Annotated in this window: 35 protein-coding genes; 34 read left to right on the top strand and 1 reads right to left on the bottom strand. The window is 68.6% G+C overall.

Annotation, left to right across the window (positions count from 1 at the left end):
- Nucleotides 1-11 precede the first annotated feature (11 nt).
- The 32 genes from rplC to truA all read left to right on the top strand — a co-directional run bounded on the left by rplC (nucleotide 12) and on the right by truA (nucleotide 18,288).
- Complete coding sequence (rplC, locus tag O7614_RS29990; RefSeq protein ID WP_088987574.1) at nucleotides 12-677, top strand: 50S ribosomal protein L3; 666 nt, start codon at nucleotides 12-14, stop codon at nucleotides 675-677.
- Nucleotides 674-1,324: a 50S ribosomal protein L4 gene (gene rplD / locus O7614_RS29985; RefSeq protein WP_088987575.1), complete on the top strand. Its 651-nt coding sequence runs from the start codon at nucleotides 674-676 to the stop codon at nucleotides 1,322-1,324. The genes rplC and rplD overlap by 4 nt, the downstream gene beginning before the upstream one ends.
- The gene (gene rplW / locus O7614_RS29980; RefSeq protein WP_007465304.1) at nucleotides 1,321-1,623 is read left to right on the top strand and encodes a 50S ribosomal protein L23; all 303 of its coding nucleotides are present in this window, start codon (nucleotides 1,321-1,323) and stop codon (nucleotides 1,621-1,623) included. The genes rplD and rplW overlap by 4 nt, the downstream gene beginning before the upstream one ends.
- A 12-nt stretch (nucleotides 1,624-1,635) precedes the next feature.
- Nucleotides 1,636-2,475 carry a 50S ribosomal protein L2 gene (gene rplB, locus O7614_RS29975; RefSeq protein WP_088950237.1) on the top strand — a complete coding sequence of 280 codons (840 nt, stop codon included), beginning with the start codon at nucleotides 1,636-1,638 and terminating at the stop codon, nucleotides 2,473-2,475.
- Between the two features lie 12 nt (nucleotides 2,476-2,487).
- A complete protein-coding gene (gene rpsS / locus O7614_RS29970) occupies nucleotides 2,488-2,769 on the top strand; it encodes a 30S ribosomal protein S19 (protein ID WP_007465299.1) in 282 nt (93 codons plus the stop codon).
- Between the two features lie 41 nt (nucleotides 2,770-2,810).
- Nucleotides 2,811-3,269: a 50S ribosomal protein L22 gene (gene rplV, locus O7614_RS29965; protein ID WP_278141719.1), complete on the top strand. Its 459-nt coding sequence runs from the start codon at nucleotides 2,811-2,813 to the stop codon at nucleotides 3,267-3,269.
- Nucleotides 3,269-4,138, top strand: coding sequence for a 30S ribosomal protein S3 (gene rpsC, locus O7614_RS29960; protein ID WP_145778898.1), 870 nt, complete (start codon nucleotides 3,269-3,271; stop codon nucleotides 4,136-4,138). The genes rplV and rpsC overlap by 1 nt, the downstream gene beginning before the upstream one ends.
- 3 nt (nucleotides 4,139-4,141) lie before the next feature.
- On the top strand, nucleotides 4,142-4,567 hold the full coding sequence (gene rplP, locus O7614_RS29955) for a 50S ribosomal protein L16 (RefSeq protein WP_053653940.1): 426 nt from the start codon (nucleotides 4,142-4,144) through the stop codon (nucleotides 4,565-4,567).
- On the top strand, nucleotides 4,567-4,803 hold the full coding sequence (rpmC, locus tag O7614_RS29950; protein WP_007465283.1) for a 50S ribosomal protein L29: 237 nt from the start codon (nucleotides 4,567-4,569) through the stop codon (nucleotides 4,801-4,803). Before rplP ends, rpmC begins: the two co-directional genes overlap by 1 nt.
- Entirely contained in the window at nucleotides 4,800-5,075 is a 276-nt protein-coding gene (rpsQ, locus tag O7614_RS29945; RefSeq protein WP_278141718.1) for a 30S ribosomal protein S17, read from the top strand. Before rpmC ends, rpsQ begins: the two co-directional genes overlap by 4 nt.
- A gap of 97 nt (nucleotides 5,076-5,172) precedes the next feature.
- Nucleotides 5,173-5,541: a 50S ribosomal protein L14 gene (gene rplN, locus O7614_RS29940; RefSeq protein ID WP_007073026.1), complete on the top strand. Its 369-nt coding sequence runs from the start codon at nucleotides 5,173-5,175 to the stop codon at nucleotides 5,539-5,541.
- Nucleotides 5,538-5,858: a 50S ribosomal protein L24 gene (gene rplX / locus O7614_RS29935; protein ID WP_007465276.1), complete on the top strand. Its 321-nt coding sequence runs from the start codon at nucleotides 5,538-5,540 to the stop codon at nucleotides 5,856-5,858. Before rplN ends, rplX begins: the two co-directional genes overlap by 4 nt.
- The gene (gene rplE / locus O7614_RS29930; RefSeq protein WP_088987580.1) at nucleotides 5,858-6,424 is read left to right on the top strand and encodes a 50S ribosomal protein L5; all 567 of its coding nucleotides are present in this window, start codon (nucleotides 5,858-5,860) and stop codon (nucleotides 6,422-6,424) included. Before rplX ends, rplE begins: the two co-directional genes overlap by 1 nt.
- Before the next feature lies 1 nt (nucleotide 6,425).
- A complete protein-coding gene (locus O7614_RS29925) occupies nucleotides 6,426-6,611 on the top strand; it encodes a type Z 30S ribosomal protein S14 (RefSeq protein WP_007465272.1) in 186 nt (61 codons plus the stop codon).
- 116 nt (nucleotides 6,612-6,727) lie between these two features.
- Entirely contained in the window at nucleotides 6,728-7,135 is a 408-nt protein-coding gene (gene rpsH / locus O7614_RS29920) for a 30S ribosomal protein S8 (RefSeq protein WP_007465270.1), read from the top strand.
- A gap of 16 nt (nucleotides 7,136-7,151) precedes the next feature.
- Nucleotides 7,152-7,694: a 50S ribosomal protein L6 gene (rplF, locus tag O7614_RS29915; RefSeq protein ID WP_278141717.1), complete on the top strand. Its 543-nt coding sequence runs from the start codon at nucleotides 7,152-7,154 to the stop codon at nucleotides 7,692-7,694.
- Nucleotides 7,691-8,080 carry a 50S ribosomal protein L18 gene (gene rplR / locus O7614_RS29910; RefSeq protein ID WP_203148342.1) on the top strand — a complete coding sequence of 130 codons (390 nt, stop codon included), beginning with the start codon at nucleotides 7,691-7,693 and terminating at the stop codon, nucleotides 8,078-8,080. Before rplF ends, rplR begins: the two co-directional genes overlap by 4 nt.
- Before the next feature lie 33 nt (nucleotides 8,081-8,113).
- Nucleotides 8,114-8,728, top strand: a complete 615-nt coding sequence (gene rpsE / locus O7614_RS29905; RefSeq protein ID WP_013288621.1) for a 30S ribosomal protein S5 — start codon at nucleotides 8,114-8,116, stop codon at nucleotides 8,726-8,728.
- Complete coding sequence (rpmD, locus tag O7614_RS29900; protein ID WP_030329904.1) at nucleotides 8,728-8,910, top strand: 50S ribosomal protein L30; 183 nt, start codon at nucleotides 8,728-8,730, stop codon at nucleotides 8,908-8,910. Before rpsE ends, rpmD begins: the two co-directional genes overlap by 1 nt.
- Nucleotides 8,910-9,353 (top strand): 50S ribosomal protein L15, encoded by a 444-nt coding sequence (gene rplO, locus O7614_RS29895; RefSeq protein ID WP_088987584.1) that lies wholly within the window; start codon nucleotides 8,910-8,912, stop codon nucleotides 9,351-9,353. Before rpmD ends, rplO begins: the two co-directional genes overlap by 1 nt.
- A 235-nt stretch (nucleotides 9,354-9,588) precedes the next feature.
- Nucleotides 9,589-10,917 carry a preprotein translocase subunit SecY gene (gene secY, locus O7614_RS29890; protein WP_278141716.1) on the top strand — a complete coding sequence of 443 codons (1,329 nt, stop codon included), beginning with the start codon at nucleotides 9,589-9,591 and terminating at the stop codon, nucleotides 10,915-10,917.
- Nucleotides 10,918-11,571 (top strand): adenylate kinase, encoded by a 654-nt coding sequence (locus O7614_RS29885; protein ID WP_278141715.1) that lies wholly within the window; start codon nucleotides 10,918-10,920, stop codon nucleotides 11,569-11,571. It begins immediately after the preceding gene.
- Nucleotides 11,572-11,658: 87 nt separating this feature from the next.
- Nucleotides 11,659-12,510 carry a type I methionyl aminopeptidase gene (gene map, locus O7614_RS29880; RefSeq protein WP_278141714.1) on the top strand — a complete coding sequence of 284 codons (852 nt, stop codon included), beginning with the start codon at nucleotides 11,659-11,661 and terminating at the stop codon, nucleotides 12,508-12,510.
- Nucleotides 12,511-12,642: 132 nt separating this feature from the next.
- Complete coding sequence (locus tag O7614_RS29875) at nucleotides 12,643-13,185, top strand: DUF1707 domain-containing protein (RefSeq protein WP_278141713.1); 543 nt, start codon at nucleotides 12,643-12,645, stop codon at nucleotides 13,183-13,185.
- Nucleotides 13,186-13,519: 334 nt separating this feature from the next.
- Nucleotides 13,520-13,741, top strand: a complete 222-nt coding sequence (infA, locus tag O7614_RS29870) for a translation initiation factor IF-1 (RefSeq protein WP_007073013.1) — start codon at nucleotides 13,520-13,522, stop codon at nucleotides 13,739-13,741.
- Nucleotides 13,742-13,832: 91 nt separating this feature from the next.
- Nucleotides 13,833-13,946, top strand: a complete 114-nt coding sequence (gene rpmJ, locus O7614_RS29865; protein ID WP_043965539.1) for a 50S ribosomal protein L36 — start codon at nucleotides 13,833-13,835, stop codon at nucleotides 13,944-13,946.
- A 213-nt stretch (nucleotides 13,947-14,159) separates the two neighbouring features.
- Nucleotides 14,160-14,540, top strand: coding sequence for a 30S ribosomal protein S13 (gene rpsM, locus O7614_RS29860; RefSeq protein WP_030329917.1), 381 nt, complete (start codon nucleotides 14,160-14,162; stop codon nucleotides 14,538-14,540).
- Nucleotides 14,541-14,628: 88 nt separating this feature from the next.
- Nucleotides 14,629-15,036 (top strand): 30S ribosomal protein S11, encoded by a 408-nt coding sequence (rpsK, locus tag O7614_RS29855; protein ID WP_007073011.1) that lies wholly within the window; start codon nucleotides 14,629-14,631, stop codon nucleotides 15,034-15,036.
- A gap of 13 nt (nucleotides 15,037-15,049) precedes the next feature.
- Nucleotides 15,050-15,676: a 30S ribosomal protein S4 gene (gene rpsD / locus O7614_RS29850; protein WP_007465229.1), complete on the top strand. Its 627-nt coding sequence runs from the start codon at nucleotides 15,050-15,052 to the stop codon at nucleotides 15,674-15,676.
- Nucleotides 15,677-15,775: 99 nt separating this feature from the next.
- Nucleotides 15,776-16,798, top strand: coding sequence for a DNA-directed RNA polymerase subunit alpha (locus O7614_RS29845; RefSeq protein ID WP_007465227.1), 1,023 nt, complete (start codon nucleotides 15,776-15,778; stop codon nucleotides 16,796-16,798).
- Nucleotides 16,799-16,832: 34 nt separating this feature from the next.
- The gene (gene rplQ / locus O7614_RS29840) at nucleotides 16,833-17,390 is read left to right on the top strand and encodes a 50S ribosomal protein L17 (protein WP_278141712.1); all 558 of its coding nucleotides are present in this window, start codon (nucleotides 16,833-16,835) and stop codon (nucleotides 17,388-17,390) included.
- A gap of 67 nt (nucleotides 17,391-17,457) precedes the next feature.
- Nucleotides 17,458-18,288 carry a tRNA pseudouridine(38-40) synthase TruA gene (truA, locus tag O7614_RS29835; protein ID WP_278141711.1) on the top strand — a complete coding sequence of 277 codons (831 nt, stop codon included), beginning with the start codon at nucleotides 17,458-17,460 and terminating at the stop codon, nucleotides 18,286-18,288.
- 8 nt (nucleotides 18,289-18,296) lie between these two features.
- Here the strand turns inward: truA and O7614_RS29830 are convergent, their stop codons facing one another.
- Nucleotides 18,297-19,424, bottom strand: coding sequence for a hypothetical protein (locus tag O7614_RS29830; RefSeq protein WP_278141710.1), 1,128 nt, complete (start codon nucleotides 19,422-19,424; stop codon nucleotides 18,297-18,299).
- A 103-nt stretch (nucleotides 19,425-19,527) separates the two neighbouring features.
- On the opposite strand from O7614_RS29830, the gene O7614_RS29825 reads away from it, so the two are divergent.
- Nucleotides 19,528-20,133, top strand: coding sequence for a methyltransferase (locus O7614_RS29825; protein ID WP_278141709.1), 606 nt, complete (start codon nucleotides 19,528-19,530; stop codon nucleotides 20,131-20,133).
- 41 nt (nucleotides 20,134-20,174) lie between these two features.
- A complete protein-coding gene (locus O7614_RS29820) occupies nucleotides 20,175-21,854 on the top strand; it encodes an ATP-binding cassette domain-containing protein (RefSeq protein WP_278141708.1) in 1,680 nt (559 codons plus the stop codon).
- Nucleotides 21,855-21,899: the final 45 nt, after the last annotated feature.

The following is a 21,899-nucleotide window of genomic DNA, read 5'->3' as shown; positions in this document are numbered from 1 at the left end:
GGACCGGACAAATGGACAGGCAAGTCAAGGGGATCCTGGGCGCCAAGCTCGGCATGACCCAGGTCTGGGACAACAACCGCGTTGTTCCCGTGACCGTGGTCGAGGCCGGCCCGTGCGTCATCAGCCAGGTTCGTAGCGCCGAGAAGGACGGTTACTCCGCGGTCCAGCTGGCCTACGGCACCATCGACCCGCGCAAGGTCAAGAAGCCGATCAGCGGGCACTACGCCAAGGCGGACGTGGCGCCGCGCCGGCACATCGTCGAGCTGCGCACCACGGACGCCGGGGAATACTCGCTCGGCCAGGAAGTCACTGTCGAGGAGTTCCCGGCCGGCGTCACCATCGACGTCACCGGCAAGACCAAGGGCAAGGGCTACGCCGGCCCGATGAAGCGGCACGGCTTCCACGGTCTGGGCGCCGGTCACGGTGTCGAGCGCAAGCACCGCTCGCCCGGCTCCATCGGCGCCTGCGCCACTCCGGGTCGTGTCTTCAAGGGCACCCGGATGGCCGGCCGGATGGGTGGCGTGCGGTACACCGTGCAGAACCTCACCGTCCAGGCGGTCGACACCGAGAACAACCTGCTGCTCGTCCGGGGTGCCATCCCTGGTCCGAAGGGCGCGCTGGTTCTGGTCCGTACCGCGGCGAAGAGCAAGGTGAAGAAGGGCGGTGCGGCCAAGTGACCACCGTTGACGTGCGCACCGTCGAAGGCACCACCAGCAGCTCGGTCGAGCTGCCGGCGGACATCTTCGACGTGCAGGCCAACGTCGCGCTGATGCACCAGGTCGTGGTGGCCCAGCTCGCGGCGGCCCGACAGGGCACGCACAAGGCCAAGACCCGCGGCGAGGTCGCCGGTGGCGGCAAGAAGCCGTACAAGCAGAAGGGCACCGGTCGCGCCCGGCAGGGCTCGATCCGCGCGCCGCAGTTCGCCGGCGGTGGCGTCGTGCACGGTCCCGTGCCGCGTGACTACAGCCAGCGGACCCCGAAGAAGATGAAGGCCGCCGCTCTGCGGGGCGCCCTCTCCGACCGGGCCCGCGCCGGGCAGGTGCACGTCGTCGAGGCGTTCGTCTCGGGCGAGAAGCCGTCGACCAAGGCGGCCCTGGCCACGCTGGCCAAGCTCACCGAGGCCCGTCGGGTCCTGGTCGTGCTGAGCAGCACCGACGAGCTGAACTGGGTGTCGCTGCGCAACGAGCCGCGGGTGCACCTGATCGAGTCCGGCCAGCTGAACACGTACGACGTGCTCGTGGCCGACGACGTGGTCTTCACCAAGGACGCCCTGGACGAGTTCCTGGGCGTGCCCGCCGAGACCACCGAGGAGGGTGGCAAGTGAGCACGATCGCCGACCCGCGCGACATCATTGTGGCGCCGGTCGTCTCGGAGAAGAGCTACAGCGAGCTGAACCGGAACTGGTACACCTTCCTGGTGCACCCGGACGCGAACAAGACCGAGATCAAGATCGCTATCCAGCAGATCTTCAACGTCCGCGTCCTGACGGTCAACACGCTCAACCGCCAGGGTAAGCGCAAGCGCACCAAGACCGGCTTCGGTCAGCGCAAGGCGACCAAGCGGGCGATCGTGAAGCTGGCTGACGGTGACCGCATCGAGGCCTTCGGCGGCCCGGTCAGCTGAGGGGTGTAGACAATGGCTATCCGTAAGTACAAGCCGACGACGCCGGGCCGACGTGGCTCCAGTGTCGCTGACTTCGCCGAGATCACCCGGTCCACGCCGGAGAAGTCGCTGCTGGCTCCGCTGCCGAAGAAGGGCGGGCGTAACGCCCACGGCCGGATCACCACGCGGCACCACGGCGGCGGTCACAAGCGCCAGTACCGTCTGATCGACTTCAAGCGGGTCGACAAGGACGGCGTGCCGGCGAAGGTCGCTCACATCGAGTACGACCCGAACCGCACGGCGCGCATCGCGCTGCTGCACTACGCCGACGGCGAGAAGCGGTACATCATCGCGCCGAAGGACATGAAGCAGGGCGACCGCGTCGAGTCCGGTCCGGGCGCCGACATCAAGCCCGGCAACAACCTGCCGCTGCGCAACATCCCGGTCGGTACCACGATCCACAACGTGGAGCTGCGTCCGGGTGGCGGGGCCAAGCTGGCCCGTTCCGCCGGCGTCGGCATCCAGTTGCTCGGCCGCGAGGGCGCGTACGCGACCCTGCGTATGCCGTCCGGCGAGATCCGGCGGGTGGACGTGCGCTGCCGCGCCAGCGTCGGCGAGATCGGCAACGCCGATCAGTCGAACATCAACTGGGGCAAGGCCGGCCGTATGCGGTGGAAGGGCAAGCGCCCGACCGTCCGTGGTGTCGCCATGAACCCGGTCGACCACCCGCACGGTGGTGGTGAGGGTAAGACCTCCGGTGGTCGCCACCCGGTCAACCCGCAGGGTAAGCCCGAGGGCCGTACCCGCCGTAAGGGCCAGCCGAGTGACCGGCTGATCGTCCGCCGTCGCTACGCCACGCGTAAGCGCGGCTGAGGGAGATAAGACATGCCTCGCAGCCTGAAGAAGGGCCCGTTCGTAGACGACCACCTGCTCAAGAAGGTGGAAGTGCAGAACGACAAGGGCTCCAAGAACGTGATCAAGACCTGGTCGCGGCGCTCGACGATCATCCCCGAGATGCTCGGGCACACGATCGCCGTGCACGACGGACGCAAGCACGTCCCGGTGTTCGTGACCGAGGCGATGGTCGGGCACAAGCTCGGCGAGTTCGCGCTGACCCGCACGTTCAAGGGTCACGAGAAGGACGACCGGAAGAGCCGTCGGCGCTGACGCCGCGGGCATACGGATAGAGGGAACAAGGGGTTACAGCGATGCCAGGAAAGGGCGACGCTCCGGTGCTTCCGGGCGCGCGGGCGGTTGCGCGGCACGTGCGCATCTCGCCGATGAAGGCGCGCCGGGTGGTCAACCTCGTCCGCGGCCTGCCCGCGAAGGAGGCGCTCACGGTGCTGCAGTTCGCGCCGCAGGCTGCGAGCGAGCAGGTGTACAAGGTGCTCGCTAGCGCGATCGCCAACGCGGAGAACAACGAGCGGCTGGACCCCGACGCGCTGCTCGTCAGCGAGGCCTTCGTGGACGAGGGTCCGACGATGAAGCGGTTCCAGCCGCGGGCCCAGGGTCGGGCCTACCGCATCCGCAAGCGCACGTGCCACATCACCGTGGCGGTCGAAGCGGTCGCGCCGGCAGCGCCGAGGAAGGCCGCGGCGAAGAAGGCCGCCCCGGCCATGGAGGCCGCACCGGCCGAAGCGCAGAGCAAGACGGAGGACGCCGAGTAATGGGTCAGAAGGTTCACCCCACTGGGTTCCGGCTCGGCATCTCGACCGACTGGAAGTCCCGCTGGTTCGCGGACAAGCTCTACAAGGACTACATCGGCGAGGATGTCAAGATCCGCCGCATGATGTCCAAGGGCCTCGAGCGTGCCGGGATTTCCAAGGTCGACATCGAGCGCACCCGCGACCGGGTCCGGGTCGACATCCACACCGCCCGGCCGGGCATCGTCATCGGCCGTAAGGGTGCGGAGGCCGACCGGATCCGCGGCGAGCTGGAGAAGCTCACCGGCAAGCAGGTTCAGCTGAACATCATCGAGGTGAAGAACCCCGAGTCGGACGCTCAGCTGGTCGCGCAGGGCGTGGCCGAGCAGCTGTCCAGCCGGGTCAGCTTCCGTCGGGCGATGCGCAAGGCCATGCAGTCGGCGATGAAGAACCCGGTCTGCAAGGGCATCCGGGTTCAGGTTTCGGGTCGCCTCGGCGGCGCCGAGATGAGCCGGACCGAGTTCTACCGTGAAGGCCGGGTTCCGCTGCACACGCTGCGGGCCAACATCGAGTACGGCTTCTTCGAGGCCCGTACCACGTTCGGTCGGATCGGTGTGAAGGTCTGGATCTACAAGGGCGACGCCGTCCCGGGCCGGGAGGCTCCGGCCGAGGCCGGTCCGTCCCGCCCGCGTCGTGGTGAGCGCGGCGACCGTCCCGAGCGTCCGCGCCGTGGCCGGTCGGGTTCGTCCGGCACCACGGCTGGTGGCACCGAGGCCGGCCGGGCTGCTGCGACCACCATCGCGCAGCAGGCCGAGACGCCGAGCGGCGAGCCGGTCGACAGCTCCGCTGTCGCCGCCGCGGCTGCTCCGGCAGAAACGCAGCAGGAGGGCTGACAGATGCTGATGCCGCGCAAGCCCCCGAAGGGCTTCCGCAAGCCGCACCACCCGGACCGCAGTGGCGCGTCCAAGGGTGGTAACCGGGTGGTGTTCGGCGAGTTCGGGATCCAGGCTCTCGAGCCGGCGTACGTGACGAACCGGCAGATCGAGTCGGCACGTATCGCGATGACTCGCCACATCAAGCGTGGTGGCAAGGTCTGGATCACGATCTTCCCGGACCAGGCCCTCACCAAGAAGCCTGCCGAGACCCGGATGGGTTCCGGTAAGGGTTCGCCCGAGTGGTGGGTCGCCAACGTCAAGCCGGGGCGGGTTCTCTTCGAGATGTCCTTCCCCAACGAGCAGACCGCGCGAGAGGCCATGCGTCGCGCGATCCACAAGCTCCCGATGAAGTGCCGCATTGTTACGCGCGAAGTGGGTGAATCCTGATGGCAGCGGGCGTTAAGGCGACCGAGCTGCGTGAGCTCTCCGAGGAGGAGCTGGTCACGAAGCTGCGGGAGGCCAAGGCGGAGCTGTTCAACCTCCGCGTGCAGGCCGCAACCGGGCAGCTGGACAACAACCGGCGGTTGCAGGTCATCCGTCGGGAGATCGCCCGGATCTACACGATCATGCGCGAGCGCGAGCTGGGGCTCTCGGCCGCGCCGACTGAGGTGACTGCATCATGACCGAAGAGACCGCCACCACCGCGCGCTCGCGCCGCAAGGTCCGTGAGGGCCTGGTGGTCAGCGACAAGATGGACAAGACCGTCGTGGTCGAGGTCGAGGACCGGGTTCGGCACGCGCTCTACGGCAAGATCATGCGCCGTACGAGCAAGCTGAAGGTGCACGACGAGCAGAACGCCGCTGGCACCGGTGACCGGGTTCTCATCATGGAGACCCGGCCGCTGAGCGCCACCAAGCGTTGGCGGATCGTGGAGATCCTGGAAAAGGCCAAGTAGCGAAGGCTCGAGCTCGCCCGGCGTTGCGTCGGGCGTAGGTTCCGCCAGGCTCCGGCCGCTACGGCGGCCGGAGAACCGGCAGACATAGGAGATAGACGTGATTCAGCAGGAGTCGCGACTGCGCGTCGCCGACAACACGGGTGCTCGGGAGATCCTGTGCATCCGGGTTCTCGGTGGCTCCGGTCGGCGCTACGCGAGCATCGGCGACGTCATCGTGGCCACGGTCAAGGACGCGATCCCGGGTGCCGGTGTGAAGAAGGGCGACGTCGTCAAGGCGGTCGTCGTTCGCACGGCCAAGGAGAAGCGTCGGCCGGACGGCTCGTACATCCGCTTCGACGAGAACGCCGCCGTCATCATCAAGGACGGTGGGGACCCGCGTGGTACCCGCATCTTCGGCCCGGTGGGTCGGGAGCTGCGGGACAAGCGGTTCATGAAGATTATTTCCCTCGCGCCGGAGGTGTTGTGACCGTGAAGGTCAAGAAGGGCGACACGGTCGTCGTCATCGCCGGCAAGGACAAGGGTGCCAAGGGCAAGGTCATCGCGGCCTACCCGCGGCAGGACAAGGTCCTGGTCGAGGGCGTGAACCGGGTCAAGAAGCACACCCGCATCAGCACCACCCAGCGTGGCGCCAAGACCGGCGGCATCGTCACCCAGGAGGCCCCGATCCACGTCTCGAACGTGCAGGTCCTGGACTCCGACGGCAAGCCGACCCGCGTCGGTTACCGGATCGACGACAACGGCCAGAAGGTCCGCATCGCGCGTAGCACCGGTAAGGACCTGTGATGACCACGGCTACCGAAAAGACCATGCCGCGCCTCAAGGAGCGGTACCGCAACGAGATCGTGGCCCAGCTGCGCGAGCAGCACAGCTACGGCAACCCCATGCAGGTGCCGCGGCTGGTCAAGATCGTCGTCAACATGGGTGTCGGCGAGGCTGCTCGCGACGCCAAGCTGATCGACGGCGCGGTCCGTGACCTCGCCACGATCACCGGCCAGAAGCCGCAGGTGCGGCGGGCGACCAAGTCCATCGCGCAGTTCAAGCTGCGTGAGGGCATGCCGATCGGCGCGAAGGTCACCCTTCGCGGTGACCGGATGTGGGAGTTCCTGGACCGGCTGCTCTCCATCGCGCTGCCGCGTATCCGCGACTTCCGCGGCCTGGACGGGCGCAAGCTGGACGGGCACGGCAACTACACGTTCGGTCTGACCGAGCAGTCGGTGTTCCACGAGATCGACCAGGACAAGATCGATCGCCAGCGGGGCATGGACATCACGGTGGTCACGACCGCCACGACCGACGACGAGGGCCGGGCGCTGCTCAAGCTCCTGGGCTTCCCGTTCAAGGAGAACTGAGATGGCCAAGAAGGCGCTGATCATCAAGGCGGCCGCGAAGCCGAAGTTCTCGGTTCGCGCGTACACCCGCTGCCAGCGGTGCGGGCGTCCGAAGGCGGTCTACCGCAAGTTCGGGCTCTGCCGGGTCTGCATCCGGGAGATGGCTCACCGCGGTGAGCTGCCGGGCGTGTCCAAGGCTTCCTGGTAAGGGCGACCGCGTCCCGGCCGTCGGCCGGGAACTCCTGCACCGATTAGGTATTGCTCTTCGCCGTAGGCCCGGGGCTGATGCCCCGGGAACCCCGGCGAGAAAGGCTGACGAAATCCATGACGATGACCGACCCGATCGCAGACATGCTCACGCGTCTGCGTAACGCCAACCAGGCGTACCACGATCAGGTGAAGATGCCCTACTCCAAGATCAAGGCGAACATCGCCGAGGTCCTGAAGGCCGAGGGTTACATCGCCACCTGGTCGGTCGAGGAGCCCGAGGAGGGCGCCGTCGGCAAGCGACTGGTCGTCGAGCTGAAGTACGGCCAGAACCGCGAGCGGAGCCTGGCCGGCATCAAGCGCGTGTCCAAGCCCGGTCTCCGGGTGTACGCCAAGTCGGACGGGCTCCCGCGGGTGCTCGGTGGGCTGGGCGTGGCGATCATTTCGACGTCCCAGGGGCTGCTGACCGACCGGCAGGCCCGCAAGCGGAGTGTTGGCGGGGAAGTCCTCGCCTTCGTCTGGTAACGGGAGACAGGTAGAAATGTCGCGAATTGGACGTAAGTCGATCCCGGTGCCAGCCGGCGTCGACATCACGATCGACGGGCAGACCGTCAAGGTCAAGGGCCCCAAGGGCCAGCTTGAGCACACCCTCGCCGAGCCGATCACGATCGAGCGGGGCGAGGATGGCGAGCTGAGCGTCAACCGGCCGAACGACGAGCGCAAGGCCAAGGAGCTCCACGGCCTGAGCCGTACGCTGGTTGCCAACATGATCGTCGGGGTCACCGACGGCTACCGCAAGAGCCTGGAGATCGCCGGCACCGGTTACCGGGTCACCGCCAAGGGTTCGGACCTCGAGTTCGCGCTCGGGTTCTCGCACCCGGTGGTCGTCTCCGCCCCGGCGGGCATCACCTTCACGGTGGAGCGGCCGACCCTGTTCCACGTGGCTGGCATCGACAAGCAGCAGGTCGGTGAGGTCGCCGCCAACATCCGGAAGATCCGCCCGCCGGAGCCCTACAAGGGCAAGGGCGTGAAGTACCAGGGCGAGGTCATCCGCCGTAAGGCCGGAAAGGCAGGTAAGAAGTGAGCGCCACGCTGCTCAAGCGCCGCCGCGGTGTCGCCGCCAAGCGCGCCGTCGGGCGTGCGCGTCGACACTTCCGCGTCCGCAAGAACGTCACCGGTACGGCCGAGCGTCCGCGCCTGGTCGTCACCCGTTCGCTGCGGCACATGGTCGCCCAGGTCGTCGACGACACCAAGGGTCACACCCTGGCGTCGGCGTCGACCCTGGACGCCTCGCTGCGCGGTGCGGAGGGCGACAAGAGCGCCCTCGCCGGCAAGGTGGGCGCTCTGCTCGCCGAGCGGGCCAAGGCCGCTGGCGTCTCCAAGGTCGTCTTCGACCGCGGTGGCAACCGGTACGCGGGGCGTGTCGCCGCGCTTGCCGACGCCGCCCGCGAAGCCGGGCTCGAGTTCTAACAACCCCGTCACGAGAGATAAGGAAGGCTGCTGATGCCAGGTCAACAGCGCCGTGGCGGCGGGTCCGGTGGCAACGAGGGTGGTCGCCGCGACAACCGCCGTGAGGGCGGCCGCGGAAACGCGCCCGTCGAGAAGACCCCGCACCTCGAGCGGGTCGTCGCGATCAACCGCGTCGCCAAGGTCGTGAAGGGTGGTCGTCGCTTCAGCTTCACCGCCCTGGTGATCGTGGGCGACGGCGACGGCACGGTCGGCGTGGGCTACGGAAAGGCCAAGGAGGTGCCCGCGGCGATCGCCAAGGGTGTCGAGGAGGCCAAGAAGCACTTCTTCAAGGTTCCGCGTATCGGCCAGTCGATCCCGCACCCGGTGACGGGTGAGGACGCCGCTGGTGTGGTGCTGCTCAAGCCGGCTTCCGCCGGTACGGGTGTCATCGCCGGTGGTCCGGTGCGTGCCGTGCTGGAGTGCGCCGGTATCCACGACGTGCTCTCCAAGAGCCTCGGCTCGTCGAACCCGATCAACATCGTGCACGCCACCGTGGCGGCCCTGAAGGGGCTCGAGTCCCCCGAGCAGGTCGCGGCGCGTCGTGGTCTGCCGGTGGAGGACGTCGCGCCGGCCGCCATGCTGGCGTCGCGGGCGGGGGTGGCGTCCTGATGGCACGCCTGAAGGTCACCCAGCTCCGGTCCGGCATCGGGACCAAGCAGAACCAGCGTGACTCGCTGCGTTCGCTCGGTCTCAAGCGGATCAACGACGTGGTGGTCAAGGAGGACCGGCCCGAGATCCGCGGCATGATCTTCACGGTCAACCACCTCGTGAAGGTCGAGGAGGTCGAGTAATGACGATCAAGGTGCATCACCTGCGCCCGGCTCCCGGTTCCAAAACCGCGAAGACCCGTGTGGGTCGCGGTGAGGGTTCCAAGGGCAAGACCGCCGGTCGCGGTACCAAGGGCTCCAAGGCCCGCAAGAACATCTCGGCGGCGTTCGAGGGTGGGCAGATGCCCATCCACATGCGCCTTCCGAAGATGAAGGGCTTCAAGAACAAGTTCAAGGTCGTCTTCCAGGTGGTCAACCTGGACCGGCTCGCTGAGCTGTTCCCGAACGGTGGTCAGGTCGGCCCGCTGGAGTTGGTCGAGGCCGGCGCGGTCCGCAAGGGTCACCCGGTCAAGGTCCTCGGCACCGGGGACCTCGGCGGTGTGGCGCTCCAGGTGTCCGCGCACGCGTTCAGTGCGTCGGCCAAGGAGAAGATCGCTGCCGCCGGTGGCTCCGTCACCGAGCTGTAAGGCGTAAGACCCATGGCGCCCGTCCGGTTGTGTGAGCAACTGGCGGGCGCCATGGTCTGCCTGGGGTCCTAGCACCCGGTAATATCGGAATCGATTTATGTAGTCGGGCGCATCTGCCCGGAGCGGGGTAGGGCTGTTAGAGTCCCATCCCAGTCATGGATTGCGGGCGCTCGCCCGTGATCCACCCCGACCCGCCAGGGATCACCGGCGGCCCGCCTCGCGCAGGAGGAAGAAGTTGCTGTCCGCCTTTCTCAGTGCGTTCCGTACGCCTGACCTGCGCAAGAAGCTGCTGTTCACAGTAGGCATCATCGCGGTCTACCGGCTGGGTGCGACGCTCCCCAGCCCAGGCGTCTCGTACGGCAACGTGCAGAAGTGCCTCGACACCATCCAGGGTGACACCACCGGGGTGGTGAACCTGCTCAACCTCTTCTCCGGCGGGGCGCTGCTGCAGCTCTCGGTCTTCGCGCTGGGCATCATGCCCTACATCACCGCGTCGATCATCCTGCAGCTGCTGACCGTCGTGATCCCCCGGCTGGAGCAGCTCCGCAAGGAGGGCCAGGCCGGTCAGGCGAAGATCACCCAGTACACCCGCTACCTGACCCTCGGGCTCGGTGTGCTGCAGGCCTCGGCGTTCGTGGCCCTGGCCCGCTCGGGCCAGCTCTTCCAGAACCGCTGCGACCAGTTCCCGATCATCCCCACCGGCACCGGCATCCCGGACTGGCTGACGCTGTCCATCCTGGTGATGACGATGACCGCCGGTACCGGCATGGTCATGTGGCTCGGTGAGCTGATCACCGACCGCGGTGTCGGCAACGGCATGTCCGTGCTGATCTTCACCTCGATCGCGGCCCGGCTGCCCAGCGAGGGTTGGAACATCAAGACCAGCCAGGGCTGGGGCAAGTTCGCCCTGGTCATCGCGCTGGTCCTGGTGGTCATCACCGCGGTCACCTTCATCGAGCAGGCGCAGCGCCGGATCCCGGTGCAGTACGCCAAGCGGATGATCGGCCGCCGGATGTACGGCGGCACGTCGACCTACATCCCGCTCAAGGTCAACCAGGCGGGTGTCATCCCGGTCATCTTCGGCTCGTCGCTGCTCTACCTGCCGCAGTTGGCCCTGCAGTTCTTCGACCAGAACGACCCGGGCAAGACCCAGGCGTGGATCCAGAACAACCTGGTCAACCCGAGCAGCCCGATCTACATCGCGGTCTACTTCCTGCTGATCATCTTCTTCACGTACTTCTACGTCTCGATCACGTTCAACCCGACCGAGGTCGCGGACAACATGAAGAAGTACGGCGGGTTCGTGCCGGGCATCCGCCCGGGCAAGCCGACCGCCGACTACCTGGACTTCATCCTCAGCCGGATCACCCTGCCGGGCGCGCTCTACCTCGGCATCGTCTCGATCCTGCCGAACTTCTTCTTCATCTGGCTGGACAACCAGCAGTACCAGAACTTCCCGTTCGGCGGCACCGCTGTGCTCATCATGGTCGGCGTCGGTCTGGAGACCGTGAAGCAGATCGAGAGCCAACTCATGCAGCGGAACTACGAAGGGTTCCTGCGGTAGATGAGACTCGTTCTGGTTGGCCCGCCGGGGGCGGGCAAGGGCACTCAGGCCGAGTTCATCGCCGCGCACCTCTCGGTGCCGAAGATTTCGACCGGGGACATCTTCCGGTCGAACGTCACCCAGGGCACCCCGCTCGGTGTCGAGGCAAAGCGGTACATGGACGCGGGCGAGCTGGTTCCGGACGAGGTCACCATCAACATGGTCCGGGACCGGCTGGCCGAGCCCGACGCCAGCGAGGGGTTCCTGCTCGACGGTTTTCCGCGGACCACTCCGCAGGCGGCCGCTCTGGACAAGCTCCTCGCCGACCTGGGCACGGCCCTCGATCTGGTCCTGGAGCTGGTGGTCGACGACGACGAGGTGATCCGGCGGCTCTCCGGCCGGCGTACCTGCCGGGGATGCGGCAAGATCTGGCACGTCGAGTTCGACGCCACCACCCGGCCGGGCATCTGCGACCGGTGCGGCGCCGAGCTGTTCCAGCGTGACGACGACAAGCCGGAGACGATTGCGACCCGGCTCCGGGAGTACGCCGAGAAGACCGCGCCCCTGGTCGACTACTACGGCGCCCAGGGCAAGCTGGTCGGGATCGACGCCACCGGCCCGGTGGAGGACGTCACCACCCGGGCCATCGACGCCCTGCGGTCGTACGGCGGCTGAGGTCCGGCCGGGCCACGGCGGATAGAGTGCGAACAGCGGGGTACGCGAGACGTGCCCCGCTGTTCGGCAACGAAAGGTAATCGCTCCATGCGTCGTCCCCAGCTGGACATCCAGCTGAAGACCCCTGACCAGATCGAGAAGATGCGGGCCGCCGGGTTGGTGGTGGCTGAGGCGCTTCGCCGGATGCGGGAGGCTGTCGCCCCCGGCGTGAGCACCGCCGATCTGGACGCCATCGCCGAGTCGACCATCCGCGAGGCGGGTGGGGTGCCGTCGTTCAAGGGCTACCACGGCTTCCCGGCGTCGATCTGCTCCTCGGTCAACGAGCAGATCGTGCACGCGATCCCCTCGCCGAAGCAGGTGCTTGCCGACGGCGACCTCATCTCCATCGACTGCGGCGCGGTGCTGGACGGGTGGCACGGCGACTCCGCGATCACGGTCGGGGTGGGCGACGTCGACCCGGCACTGCTGCGAATGGCCGAGGTCGCCGAGGACGCCATGTGGGCCGGTATCGCCGCCGCCGCCCGTGGCGCGGCGAGCGGCAAGGGTCGGCTCACGGACATCTCGCACGCGGTGGAGACCGCCGTCCGCAAGGGCGGCCGGTACGGCATCGTCGACGGTTACGGCGGGCACGGCATCGGCACGGAGATGCACCAGGACCCGCACGTGCTCAACCACGGCCGTCCGGGCAAGGGCCCCCGTCTGGTCCCCGGCATGGCGTTGGCCATCGAACCGATGATCACGATGGCGTCCCCGCGTACCGTCGAGTTGTCCGACGGGTGGACGGTGGTCACCCGGGACGGCTCGGTGGCGGCCCACGTCGAGCACTCGATGGCCCTGCTGCCGGACGGTGTCTGGGTGCTGACCGCTTTCGACGGGGGCCGTGCGCGGCTGGGTGACCTGGTCACCGCCCGCCAGCCAGCCGCCTCCACAACCCCCTAACCCCACCCCCAGCCCAGCTCCGTTGATCATGAAGTTATTGCCCTGACACGCCGGTGAGGGTGGCAATAACTTCATGATCAATAGAGGTGGGAGGGGCGGGCGGGCTGGCGCGGCGGTGGCATGCTTGCCGGTATGGACGGGCGCGACGGGATGCGAGCCGCGGACGCGGACCGTGCGGCGGTGGCCGACCGGTTGCGGGTCGCCCTCGACGAGGGCCGGCTGGATCTGCACGAGTACGACGAGCGGTTGCAGCGGGCCTACGCAGCACGCACGTACGCCGACCTTGAGGCCCTGCTCACCGACCTGCCGCCGGTGACGCCAGCGCAGCGATCCGGCCTGGCCCCGGCCGCCGTGCCGACGGTGAGCCCGCTGGGTGGGCAGCGCGGCCAGGCCCCCACCCGGGGCGTCACCGCCCGCTGGTTGGCTGAGGTGTGGATCCCGTACCTGCGGGTGATCGCCATCGTGGTGACCATCTGGGCGGTGACGTCGCTGCTCAGCCAGGACCTGCTGTACTTCTGGCCAGCCTGGGTGGCGGGGCCGTGGGGTGCGGTGCTGGTGATCCAGACAGTGGCCGGGCTGACCGGGGGAGAGCCCCAGCGCCAAGCCATCAAGCGTCAGCGCCGCCGAGAACGCAAACAGGCAAAGCGCGCCATCAACCCAGACAACCCCCAATAACCCCCGCCCCGCCGCTCCCCGACCCCCGGCCCCCCCGTTGATCATGAAGTTATTGCCATCAGCACCGGCGTGTCATGGCAATAACTTCATGATCAACCGTGCCGAGGGTGGGGGTGGTTGGGTTGGCGCGCGGCGCGGTGGGTGGCCGGTTTGGCGGGTGCCTGCCGGCGGGCGTACACTTTCAGATCGGCGCACAGCGTCCACTCCGGCATGCCCACCCTGCGCTTCGGTGGGACCTGGAGCCGCGGCTGGCGCGGGCTTCTGATTCTGATCAGATTTCCGTGTAAGACGTTGTGGGCCGCCCGGAGCAATCGACGTCAGGACAGCGGAGGACATGCCGAAAAAAGACGGAGCCATTGAGATCGAGGGTCGGGTCATCGAGCCCCTGCCGAACGCCATGTTCCGGGTGGAGCTCGCGAACGGTCACAAGGTGTTGGCTCACATCAGCGGCAAGATGCGGCAGCACTACATCCGCATTCTTCCGGAGGACCGGGTCGTCGTCGAACTCTCGCCGTACGACCTGACCCGCGGGCGCATCGTCTACCGCTACAAGTAGTCCTGACGACGGCCGGGAAGTCCCGTGTCCGTCTTCGACGTCCGGCGTCGCGCATGGCGCGTCCCCGGGCCAGATGGGAAGTAAGGCAACCGTGAAGGTCAAGCCGAGCGTCAAGAGGATCTGCAACAAGTGCCGGGTTATCCGCCGGCACGGCCGGGTCATGGTCATCTGCAGCGACCCGCGCCACAAGCAGCGCCAGGGCTGAGTAAGCCCACACATCACACATGCTCGTCCCAGCCGCGAGCGGTACGCGAGACGTACTTCTTTCGTGGCTGACCCCCGGTCGGAGGCCGGGGCCCGCTTGGGCAGCGACCGATCCCGGTCGCCGGCGCTTGTCGCGTCGGAAAGACGGGACGGCCGGTAGCGGGGTGGGACGGGTCCACACCTCCGCCACACATCACAAGGAGTACGCCCGCACATGGCACGTCTAGTCGGCGTGGATCTCCCCCGCGAAAAGCGGTTGGAGATCGCGCTCACCTACATCTTCGGGGTCGGTCGCACCCGCGCCCTGGAGACGCTCGCCGCCACCGGCATCTCGCCGGACAAGCGCGCTCGGGACCTCACGGACGAGGAGCTCGTGCAGCTCCGCGACCACATCGAGGGCAACTACAAGGTTGAAGGCGACCTGCGCCGCGAGGTCGCCGCTGACATCCGCCGCAAGGTTGAGATCGGCTGCTACGCCGGCATCCGGCACCGCCGGGGCCTGCCCGTGCGTGGCCAGCGGACCAAGACCAACGCCCGGACCCGCAAGGGCCCGAAGCGGACCGTCGCCGGCAAGAAGAAGCCCGGCAAGAAGTAAGACGTAGACCGGAATACGGGTCTGGGTCCGCCGAGCTAGGCCAGGCCGCAACCTGTATCGGGAAGTCAACTAGGAGCGCAGAAGACTTATGCCACCGAAGGCTCGTGCCGGAGCCGCTGTCAAGAAGGTCCGGCGCAAGGAACGCAAGAACGTCGCCCACGGGCAGGCGCACATCAAGAGCACGTTCAACAACACCATCGTGTCCATCACGGACCCGACCGGTGCGGTCATCTCCTGGGCCTCCGCTGGCCAGGTGGGCTTCAAGGGCTCCCGCAAGTCGACTCCGTTCGCCGCGCAGCTGGCCGCCGAGGCTGCCGCGCGTCGCGCCATGGAGCACGGCATGCGCAAGGTCGACGTGTTCGTCAAGGGCCCCGGCTCCGGCCGGGAGACCGCCATCCGTTCGCTGCAGGCCGTGGGCCTCGAGGTCGGGCAGATCTCCGACGTCACCCCGCAGCCGCACAACGGATGCCGTCCGCCGAAGCGTCGCCGGGTCTGAGAGGTAGAGAGAGATGGCTCGTTACACCGGTGCTGACTGCCGCCGTTGCCGGCGGGAGAAGATGAAGCTGTTCCTCAAGGGCAGCAAGTGCGATGGTCCGAAGTGCCCGTTCGAGTCCCGGCCGTTCCCGCCCGGGCAGCACGGCCGCGGCCGCACCAAGGAGACGGAGTACCTGCTCCAGCTCCGCGAGAAGCAGAAGGCCCGCCGCGTGTACGGCGTGCTGGAGAAGCAGTTCCGCGGTTACTACGAGGAAGCCGTCGGCAAGCAGGCCAAGACCGGTGAGGTCCTCCTGCAGATCCTCGAGTCGCGGCTGGACAACGTCGTCTACCGGGCCGGCTACGCCCACTCGCGGGACATGGCCCGCCAGTTGGTCAAGCACGGTCACTTCACGGTGAACGGCAAGAAGGTCGACATCCCGTCGTACCGCGTCAAGGAGCACGACATCATCGAGGTTCGGGGCAAGAGCAAGGAGCTCACCCCGTTCGTCGTCGCGCAGGCCCAGGCCGGCTCGAAGACGGTCCCGGCGTGGCTTGAGGCCATCCCGAGCCAGATGAAGGTGCTCGTGCACTCCCTCCCGGCCCGGCAGGTCATCGACACGCAGGTCCAGGAGCAGCTGATCGTCGAGCTCTACTCCAAGTAGTCCGAGCTCGTTCGGTGGCCCGCCCTCTCCGGGCGGGCCACCGGAACAGTTTGTGTCGTGGGCGTCAAATAGCGGGCGCCCCGGAAGAGAAGAGAAAAGATGCTCATCAGCCAGCGACCCTCCCTGTCCGAGGAGTCGATCAACGAGACCCGGTCGCGGTTCGCCATCGAGCCGCTGGAGCCGGGCTTCGGCTACACCCTGGGTAACTCGCTGCGGCGTACGCTGCTGTCGTCGATCCCGGGCGCGGCCGTCACCTCGATCAAGATCGACGGCGTTCTGCACGAGTTCACCACGATCCCCGGTGTCAAGGAGGACGTGGTCGAGCTCGTCATGAACATCAAGGAGCTGTGCGTCAGCTCCGAGCACGACGAGCCGGTCAGCATGTACCTGCGCAAGCAGGGCCCGGGCGACGTGACCGCGGGTGACATCCAGCCCCCGGCCGGCGTCTCGGTGCACAACCCGGATCTCAAGCTCGCCACCCTCAACGGCAAGGGCCGGCTCGACATGGAGCTGACCGTCGAGCGGGGCCGGGGTTACGTGACGGCCGCGCAGAACAAGCAGTCCGGTGCCGAGATCGGCCGGATCCCGGTCGACTCGATCTACTCGCCGGTGCTGAAGGTGACCTACCGCGTCGAGGCGACCCGTGTGGAGCAGCGCACCGACTTCGACCGGCTGATCATCGACGTCGAGACCAAGCCGTCGATGGGCCCGCGTACCGCGCTGGCCTCCGCCGGTTCGACGCTCGTGGAGCTCTTCGGGCTGGCCCGGGAGCTGGACGAGACCGCCGAGGGCATCGACATCGGGCCGTCCCCGCAGGACGCCCAGCTGGCGGCGGACCTCGCTCTGCCGATCGAGGAGCTGGACCTCACCGTCCGTTCCTACAACTGCCTCAAGCGCGAGGGCATCAACTCCGTTGGTGAGCTCATCGGGCGTACCGAGGCCGACCTCCTCGACATTCGCAACTTCGGTCAGAAGTCGATCGACGAGGTCAAGATGAAGCTCGCCGGGATGGGTCTCGGGCTGAAGGACTCGGCTCCGAACTTCGACCCGGCGCACGTCGTGGACACCTTCGGCGAGGCCGACTACGACACCGACGACTACCGCGAGACCGAGCAGCTCTAGTCCGCGCTGCCGCCACAACTGAGGAGCACCAAAAATGCCCACGCCCACCAAGGGCCCCCGCCTCGGCGGCAGCCCCTCGCACGAGCGGCTGATGCTGGCCAACCTGGCCACTGCGCTGTTCCAGCACGGCAAGATCCAGACCACCGAGACGAAGGCTCGGCGGCTGCGTCCGCTGGCCGAGCAGCTCATCACCAAGGCCAAGCGCGGTGACCTCGCCTCGCGTCGGCGGGTGCTGGGTGTCGTCAAGGACAAGGACGTCGTGTACGCCCTGTTCGACCAGATCGCGCCCCGGTACTCCAACCGCCCCGGCGGTTACACCCGGATCGTGAAGACCGGTCCGCGCAAGGGTGACAACGCGCCGATGGCGATCATCGAGCTGGTGGAGGAGCTTCAGGTCGCCGAGCCGAAGGTGAACAAGAAGACCGCCGCCCGCAAGGCCGCGCAGCAGGACAAGGTCGAGGCACTCGCCCCGACCGAGGAGGCCCCGCAGTCGGCCCAGACCGACCAGGACTCCGACGCGCCGGTGTCGGCGTCCGGTGACACCGACGCCGCCCGCGAGGACAGCGACGAGGCCACCGAGAACAAGGCCTGATCAAGGGCATTGTCGGGCCCGGCACCCTATCGGGGTGCCGGGCCCGACCCGTTACAGGAGGTACGAGGTGGACGAGCTGATCCGGCTGCGGCTGGACGTCTCGTACGACGGCACGGACTTCTCCGGCTGGGCGCCCCAGCCGACCCGGCGCACCGTCGCGGGGGTGCTGGTCGAGACCCTGGACCTTGTCCTCGGCGCCGGCACGGCCACCGGGCTGACGGTGGCCGGGCGGACCGACGCGGGCGTGCACGCCACCGGGCAGGTGTGTCACCTGGACCTGCCGGCCGAGGTGTGGCGGGAGCACGAGGGGCGGCTGCTGCGGCGCCTGGCCCGGCTGCTCCCCACCGACGTGCGGGTACGGGCGATGACCGAGGTGCCGGCCGACTTCGACGCCCGGTTCTCGGCGACCTTCCGACGCTACGAGTACCGGGTCACCGACGCGCCCTTCGGTGCGGAGCCGCTGCGCCGGCACGAGGTGTTGGCCTGGCCGAAGCCGCTGGACCTGGCCGCGCTGAACGCTGCTGCGGGCGGCCTGGTCGGGGAGCACGACTTCGCCGCGTACTGCCGGCGCAAGGAGAACGCGACCACGCTACGCGAGGTGACCCGGCTGGACTGGCGGCGCGACCCGCACGGCATCCTGGTCGCCACCGTCCAGGCCGACGCGTTCTGCCAGGCGATGGTGCGCAGCCTGGTGGGGGCGATGTTGGTGGCGGGCGACGGCCGCCGCCCGGTCGAGTGGCCGGGCAGCCTGCTCACCCGTGCGGCCCGCTCCAGCGAGGTGACAGTGGCGCCGGCGCGCGGGTTGACGCTGGTCGCGGTCGGCTATCCGGCCGATCCGGCGGACTACGCCCGCCGCGCCGACCTCACCCGCCGGCTGCGGGTCCCGATCGAGGGCTGACCGTCGGGTCAGTCGCCCGGCAGGTCGTCATCGCCGCTCTGCGTGCCGTTGTTGTCGCTCGGCGCTGCCGTCGGCTGTGCGGCGGTGCCACCGTCGGCGCGTTGTTGCAGCACTCCACGGCTGAGGTGCAGCTCGATCATGTCGAACAGGATCTCACCGACCTTGGCGTCACCCGCCTTGATCGCTGTTCCGTCCTCGCGGACCACCAGGGCGTACGCCAGGTAGTGCCCTCGTACCTGCCAGCCGACCCGTGCCGGGGCGCTGGCCAGCACGGCGGTGCCGTCGTCTTCGCCGCCGGCGAGGCCACGGAACCTGCCCTGCCGCTCGTCGAGCAGCTGTCGGATCCGGTCCCGGGCTCGTTCCGCGCTGACCTTGTCGGTGAGGTTGAACAGGCCGGCGGTGACCAGGTGCTTTCCGTCGGGTGTTCGCAGCGTGGCCCGGACGATCTGGTTGCAGCCAAGCCGGACCAGTAGGTCGGCGACCTCGCCGGTGGCGGCGACGGCGCAACTTCCACTGGACTGCGTCTTGAGGACCTGGTAGCTCGACTGGGCGTCGCCGAGCTTCAACTCCTTGCCGGGGAAGAGTTCCTTGGCGGTGAGCGGGGCCTGGTCGGTGTCCCGGGAGTCCAGGGCCAGCCGTTCCGCCGGGGCGGACGTCGGTGCGGCGTTCGGTTGGAACGTCGGGGTGGACTGCGGTTGCGGACCTCGTTCGGCGAGCAGCGCGGCGGCACCCAGGCCGCAGAGGGCGAGCAGCACCAGGACGGCTGCGCCGCCGATCAACACCTGCCACAGCCGGCCACCGCCGCGCCGGGCTGGTGGCTCCATCGGCGTCGCCGAGGTATAGACCTGGCCGAGGGGCGTGGCGGGCGGGATCTCGGCACGGGCCGGTGGCGGTGGCGACGCCGACGCCGAGGACGGCAGCGAGGACGCCGACACCGAGGACGACGGCAGCGAGGACGCCGACACCGAGGACGACGGCAGCGAGAGCTGGTTCGGCCGGGGCAGCGACGGCGTGGGGAAGCGTGACGGAGAGGGCCCGGCCGGCGGGGGCGGCCCGGTGCCGAGCACCGACAGGTCGGACCCGGGCTCCGGGTACTCCTCGAAAGCGTCCTCATCGGACTCGTACCGATACACCATGTGGCCCAGAGTAAGAGTCATTGTCCCTTTTGGGGATAATTTCGGGGAAATGTACGTGCAGGCCGAGTCAGGGCCAGTCCGGGCCGGTGCGAGAATTGCCGACGTGACCGGCGACCACTACTTCTCCGCTCAGCCCGCCAGCGACGCCCCGGCGCGCGAGGTCGAGTTCACCGTCGCCGACCGCGACTACCGGCTCGCCTCGGCCGGCGGGGTCTTCTCCGCCAGCCGGCTCGACCCGGGCACCGCGGTGCTCCTGCGCAAGGCCGAGCTGCCCGCCGCCGACACCAGCGGCGACCTACTCGACCTGGGCTGCGGATTCGGACCGATCAGCTGCGTGCTGGCCGACCTCGCACCGACGAGCACCGTCTGGGCCGTCGACGTCAACGCCCGTGCCCGCGAGCTGACCGCCGCCAACGCGGTCCGGGTCGGTGCCGGCGACCGAGTCCACGTCAGCGCGCCCGACGAGGTGCCGGCGGACGTCCGGTTCACCCAGATCTGGTCCAACCCACCCATCCGGATCGGCAAGGACGGGCTGCACGAGCTGCTGCTGCGCTGGCTGCCCCGGCTCGCACCGGACGGCGTCGGCTGGCTGGTCGTCGCCCGGCACCTCGGCGGTGACTCGTTGCAGCGCTGGCTCACCGAGCAGAACTGGCAGGTGGAGCGGCACGCCAGCCAGAAGGGCTTCCGGGTGCTACGAGTCACCCGGTAATTGGATGTACCCCCCGGCCCTCCCTGGGGCAGGATCCCCGCGTGGGATACGTGGATGTGGCAGGGGTCGGGCACATCCTGCCCGACGGTCGGGAACTCTTCGCCGACGTGTCGTTCCGGGTGGGAGAGGGCGCCAAGATCGCCCTGGTCGGCCCGAACGGCGCGGGGAAGACGACTCTGCTGAGGATGGTCGCCGGCGACCTGCCGGTGCGCAGCGGCGTCGTCGCACGTGCCGGTGGGCTGGGCGTCATGCGCCAGTTCATCGGCATGATCGGAGACGAGTCGACGCTCGCCGACCTGGCGTTGTCGTTGGCCCCGCCCGCACTGCGCGACGCCGGCCGCCGGCTCGGCGAGACCGAGACGGCCATGCGGGCGGCCGAGGCCCGCGGAAAGTTCAGCAACGCCGCCGGCAAGGCCCAGTTGGCGTACGCGGACGCGCTCGGTGCCTGGGGGGAGGCCGGCGGCTACGACGCCGAGGTGCTCTTCGACACCGTCGCGACGATCGTGCTCGGCCAACCCTGGGATGCTGTCCGGGACCGGCCGGTGCGCACCCTCTCCGGCGGTCAACAGAAGCGTTTCGCCCTCGAGCTGCTGTTGCGCGGCCCGGACGAGGTGCTGTTGCTCGACGAGCCGGACAACTTCCTCGACGTGCCCGGCAAACGGTGGCTGGAGGCGCGACTGCGCGAGTCGAGCAAGTCGGTGCTCTACGTCTCGCACGACCGCGAGTTGCTGGCCCAGAGCGCCGACCGGGTGGTCGCCGTCGAGGGTGGCAGCGCCTGGGTGCACCCGGGTGGCTTCGCGAGCTGGCACGATGCCCGAGTCGCCCGGCACGCCCGCCTCGACGAGCTGCGTCGGCGCTGGGACGAGGAACACCAGAAGCTGCGCGAGCTGATGCTGATGTACAAGCAGAAGGCCGCGTACAACGACGGGTTGGCCTCGCGCTACCAGGCCGCGCAGACCCGATTGCGCAAGTTCGAGGAGGCCGGGCCGCCGCCCGTACCGCCGAAGGACCAGGACATCCGGATGCGGCTGGCCGGCGGGCGGACCGGCAAGCGCGCGGTCGTCTGCGAGCAGCTTGAGCTCGACGGCCTGACGTTCCCCTTCGACCTGGAGATCTGGTACGGCGACCGGGTGGCGGTGCTCGGCGCCAACGGCACCGGCAAGTCGCACTTCCTGCGGTTGCTGGCCCGGGGCGGCACCGACCCGGACCCGGCGAACGGGCCGGTGGACGGCGCGGGAGCGCTTGCCCCGGTGGCGCACGCCGGTGTGGCCCGGCTCGGTGCCCGGGTCCGCCCCGGGCACTTCTCGCAGACCCACGACCGCCCGGAGCTGATGTCGAAGACCCTTGTCGAGATCCTCTGGCGGGGCGACGAGCACCGCACCGGGATGGACCGGCACGCCGCCATGGGGGTGCTGAGTCGGTACGAATTGGCCGCGCAGGGCGACCAGCGCTTCGGCACGCTCTCCGGCGGTCAGCAGGCCCGCTTCCTGGTGCTGCTGTTGGAGCTGTCCGGGGCGACCCTGCTGCTGCTCGACGAACCCACCGACAACCTGGACCTGGCCAGCGCGGAAGCCCTCGAAGCGGGCCTGAACGCCTTCGAGGGGACGGTGATCGCGGTCACCCACGACCGATGGTTCACCCGGTCCTTCGACCGGTTCGTGCTGTTCCGGGGCGACAACGAGGTGGTGGAGACCCCGGAACCGGTCTGGGACGTCGGCTGATCCCCGCCGCCCTGCCCGACCGGCTCTGCGCCGTCGAGGGGGGTG

The sequence above is a fragment of the Micromonospora sp. WMMD961 genome (assembly GCF_029626145.1).
Classification (GTDB): Bacteria; Actinomycetota; Actinomycetes; order Mycobacteriales; family Micromonosporaceae; genus Micromonospora.
This window is presented reverse-complemented; position numbering and strand designations above follow the sequence as displayed.

Excerpts from the sequence above, each read along its gene's own strand:
- rplC (WP_088987574.1), top strand. The coding sequence starts at position 12 with ATGGACAGGCAAGTCAAGGGGATCCTGGGCGCCAAGCTCGGCATGACC.
- rplB (WP_088950237.1), top strand. The coding sequence starts at position 1,636 with ATGGCTATCCGTAAGTACAAGCCGACGACGCCGGGCCGACGTGGCTCC.
- rpsS (WP_007465299.1), top strand. The coding sequence starts at position 2,488 with ATGCCTCGCAGCCTGAAGAAGGGCCCGTTCGTAGACGACCACCTGCTC.
- rplV (WP_278141719.1), top strand. The coding sequence starts at position 2,811 with ATGCCAGGAAAGGGCGACGCTCCGGTGCTTCCGGGCGCGCGGGCGGTT.
- rpsC (WP_145778898.1), top strand. The coding sequence starts at position 3,269 with ATGGGTCAGAAGGTTCACCCCACTGGGTTCCGGCTCGGCATCTCGACC.
- rplP (WP_053653940.1), top strand. The coding sequence starts at position 4,142 with ATGCTGATGCCGCGCAAGCCCCCGAAGGGCTTCCGCAAGCCGCACCAC.
- rpmC (WP_007465283.1), top strand. The coding sequence starts at position 4,567 with ATGGCAGCGGGCGTTAAGGCGACCGAGCTGCGTGAGCTCTCCGAGGAG.
- rpsQ (WP_278141718.1), top strand. The coding sequence starts at position 4,800 with ATGACCGAAGAGACCGCCACCACCGCGCGCTCGCGCCGCAAGGTCCGT.
- rplE (WP_088987580.1), top strand. The coding sequence starts at position 5,858 with ATGACCACGGCTACCGAAAAGACCATGCCGCGCCTCAAGGAGCGGTAC.
- O7614_RS29925 (WP_007465272.1), top strand. The coding sequence starts at position 6,426 with ATGGCCAAGAAGGCGCTGATCATCAAGGCGGCCGCGAAGCCGAAGTTC.
- rpsH (WP_007465270.1), top strand. The coding sequence starts at position 6,728 with ATGACGATGACCGACCCGATCGCAGACATGCTCACGCGTCTGCGTAAC.
- rplF (WP_278141717.1), top strand. The coding sequence starts at position 7,152 with ATGTCGCGAATTGGACGTAAGTCGATCCCGGTGCCAGCCGGCGTCGAC.
- rpsE (WP_013288621.1), top strand. The coding sequence starts at position 8,114 with ATGCCAGGTCAACAGCGCCGTGGCGGCGGGTCCGGTGGCAACGAGGGT.
- rpmD (WP_030329904.1), top strand. The coding sequence starts at position 8,728 with ATGGCACGCCTGAAGGTCACCCAGCTCCGGTCCGGCATCGGGACCAAG.
- rplO (WP_088987584.1), top strand. The coding sequence starts at position 8,910 with ATGACGATCAAGGTGCATCACCTGCGCCCGGCTCCCGGTTCCAAAACC.
- O7614_RS29885 (WP_278141715.1), top strand. The coding sequence starts at position 10,918 with ATGAGACTCGTTCTGGTTGGCCCGCCGGGGGCGGGCAAGGGCACTCAG.
- map (WP_278141714.1), top strand. The coding sequence starts at position 11,659 with ATGCGTCGTCCCCAGCTGGACATCCAGCTGAAGACCCCTGACCAGATC.
- O7614_RS29875 (WP_278141713.1), top strand. The coding sequence starts at position 12,643 with ATGGACGGGCGCGACGGGATGCGAGCCGCGGACGCGGACCGTGCGGCG.
- infA (WP_007073013.1), top strand. The coding sequence starts at position 13,520 with ATGCCGAAAAAAGACGGAGCCATTGAGATCGAGGGTCGGGTCATCGAG.
- rpsM (WP_030329917.1), top strand. The coding sequence starts at position 14,160 with ATGGCACGTCTAGTCGGCGTGGATCTCCCCCGCGAAAAGCGGTTGGAG.
- rpsK (WP_007073011.1), top strand. The coding sequence starts at position 14,629 with ATGCCACCGAAGGCTCGTGCCGGAGCCGCTGTCAAGAAGGTCCGGCGC.
- rpsD (WP_007465229.1), top strand. The coding sequence starts at position 15,050 with ATGGCTCGTTACACCGGTGCTGACTGCCGCCGTTGCCGGCGGGAGAAG.
- O7614_RS29845 (WP_007465227.1), top strand. The coding sequence starts at position 15,776 with ATGCTCATCAGCCAGCGACCCTCCCTGTCCGAGGAGTCGATCAACGAG.
- rplQ (WP_278141712.1), top strand. The coding sequence starts at position 16,833 with ATGCCCACGCCCACCAAGGGCCCCCGCCTCGGCGGCAGCCCCTCGCAC.
- O7614_RS29830 (WP_278141710.1), bottom strand. The coding sequence starts at position 19,424 with ATGGTGTATCGGTACGAGTCCGATGAGGACGCTTTCGAGGAGTACCCG.